Raw genomic sequence first — 2,163 nt, 5'->3', positions numbered from 1 at the left:
TGAACGCTGCCCAAACAGGGGATTCAGTTCCAAGTGGGACAGACGAGTCAGAATCGGAAAATACGGCGGATATGTCAGATAGCGGACAGAATCAGCAACCGGGTAATGCTGCGGCTGAACGGCCAGAAGAACAGGCCGGAGCCAATGATTATGGTAACCTTGATCATAATCAGAATTCTTTAGGGAGTTCGAATACAGCTGATGCTAACCCTACTTCTGATGCTAACCCTACTTCAAAGGACGTGTCACCAAACGCAGCGCAGACAATGTCAGAAGATGGAGACGCTTTCGATTATCAGGAAGGTCTGGGAAGCTTGGACGCAACCGAACCACCGGTTTCAAATGATGAGGGTGGGTCAGTTACTGATGCAAATAATCCAGGCGAAGCTGATCCAATCAGTGGCAGTTCCTCGACAGTTCCAACTAGCTCAGGGTTAATGCCGGCAAGTGAAAACACTGAGTTATCACCTATGGGTGATAATGATCTGCCAAACGATGTTGGTCGTGCAACTGGTAATGAGGATCTCAATGCGGCAAGCGGAGCAGTTTCAGGTACATCATCGGAATCAACTCCAATAGGTGAAGATATTAATGCCGCGGCTGGTGGACAATCAGATATTGGGTCACCACGTACCACCGGTGCTTCGGGTGCAGGACATATGACTAACGTTCGTCCGGCTACGAATTCAACAGGTAGTGTTCGTCCGGTCGCAACGACGGCGGGGAGTGCTAAGCAAGCACCAATCATTCCAGCAAAGCATTATTCGGCATCATCAAATGTGGCGTCAAACTTTAAAGCGCCCCATTCAGGAACTCCTGATGTGCCAACAACTCCGCAAGGTGATAGCGGTCAAGCCCCATCGAATGGACGAGTAACTAATTTTAATAATATTCCAGATTAAACAAGCACTTCTGGCAAAAAAGGCATATCCAAGGAGGTATGCCTTTTTTGATGGTGCGGTTTATCTATTGTGCTCCTTGAGGTTATAAGGTATAGCCAACATTTATTTTAGCCGAAAGGAGCGAATGGATTTGCAAGATGGTTTTGGCGTCACACCAGACATTCGCACACGCATGAAAATTGCGATGTTCTATGTACGAGATCTGATGTTTTTGATTATTTGGGCAGGAATTATTTTCATGATTTCAGATGTATTCCCACCAGATATGCAGTTAGAAACCGTATGTTTTTGGGTTGTCGGTATTGGCTATGGTGTTTGGTTGGTTTGCCCATCGCTGGGAAATCATGGTAAGCGTAATTGGGAATTACTCATTTATGATTTCTTTCCGAAAAAGACACGATTTAAAAGCCTCGATTATGGGGTTTTCGTTAAACAAAAGATTGAAGGGGTGTGGAAGCGATGATTTCTGTTCGACACAGTGGTAGGTCTCAAGGAACCAGTCGATTCGAGACGATGGACAAAGCTAAAAAAGGGCAAGACAGCAACAAAGCGTCCCTTTTTCAACCAGATCGGCAGTTTCAAATGACCGATTTGATTGATTATAAGCGATTAACACCCGGCTCAGATGCGTTTATTGAATTGAAAGTATTCGGGTATGCTGAAATTTTGGTCGTCGATGGGATTGGGTTAAGCAGCGTTCCCGCAACGAAATTAGAGGCAGTATCAGACTCATTGACTAGTTTTTTAAGACGATATTTGAATGACGTTACGTTTGTTATAGCGCCCTTTCCAGTTTCAACAGCTAAGCAGCAAGCCTTTTGGGGCGAGCGGTATATGAAATACACCCGGATGGTTCAAGAAAAACAGTATAAAAATAGACAAGCTCATCAAGTCTTGATTCAGAGACAGCGATTTTGTCAGGACAAAATTAAAGCAGCTAAGGGCATTGAAGAAACGTTGGAAAACCGGGAATTCTTTGCGGTAGTGTTCGGTGATACGGTACGAGAATTGCGTAGCAATCTGAATAGCATAGATGGCTTGCTGGGAGATGCTCAGGTCTCAGCCTATTTAAAATTTCGAATGTTGGAACGTAGTCAAAAAGAGCGGGTCATGGAACGGATTAATAATCCTAACGTGCGGGTCTAAGGAGTGGTTAAATGAAAAAGCGAGAGATTCAGAAATTAGAAAAACAAGATTATGATTTGGCGATGATTGCCCGGACACAACCACAAGGCAATATCCGAATTAGGGATCGAGTCAT

The 2,163-nt window shown here is 44.5% G+C and carries 3 protein-coding genes; all 3 read left to right on the top strand.

Features of this window, described 5'->3' with window-relative positions; all coding sequences use genetic code 11:
- Positions 1 to 902 (top strand): hypothetical protein (locus AB3112_RS10885; protein ID WP_367334499.1); only part of this gene is annotated, 902 nt, incomplete at its 5' end.
- Positions 903 to 1,026: 124 nt separating this feature from the next.
- Positions 1,027 to 1,365, top strand: coding sequence for a hypothetical protein (locus tag AB3112_RS10880; protein ID WP_267925740.1), 339 nt, complete (start codon positions 1,027 to 1,029; stop codon positions 1,363 to 1,365).
- A complete protein-coding gene (locus AB3112_RS10875) occupies positions 1,362 to 2,048 on the top strand; it encodes a hypothetical protein (RefSeq protein ID WP_039106870.1) in 687 nt (228 codons plus the stop codon). The genes AB3112_RS10880 and AB3112_RS10875 overlap by 4 nt, the downstream gene beginning before the upstream one ends.
- The last annotated feature ends 115 nt before the right edge of the window (positions 2,049 to 2,163 follow it).

This window comes from Lentilactobacillus sp., from assembly GCF_040773105.1.
Lineage (GTDB): Bacteria > Bacillota > Bacilli > Lactobacillales > Lactobacillaceae > Lentilactobacillus > Lentilactobacillus parabuchneri.
This window is presented reverse-complemented; position numbering and strand designations above follow the sequence as displayed.

What these genes read in the sequence shown, in the direction of transcription:
- AB3112_RS10880 (WP_267925740.1), top strand. Translation starts at nt 1,027, where the DNA reads ATGGATTTGCAAGATGGTTTTGGCGTCACACCAGACATTCGCACACGC.
- AB3112_RS10875 (WP_039106870.1), top strand. Translation starts at nt 1,362, where the DNA reads ATGATTTCTGTTCGACACAGTGGTAGGTCTCAAGGAACCAGTCGATTC.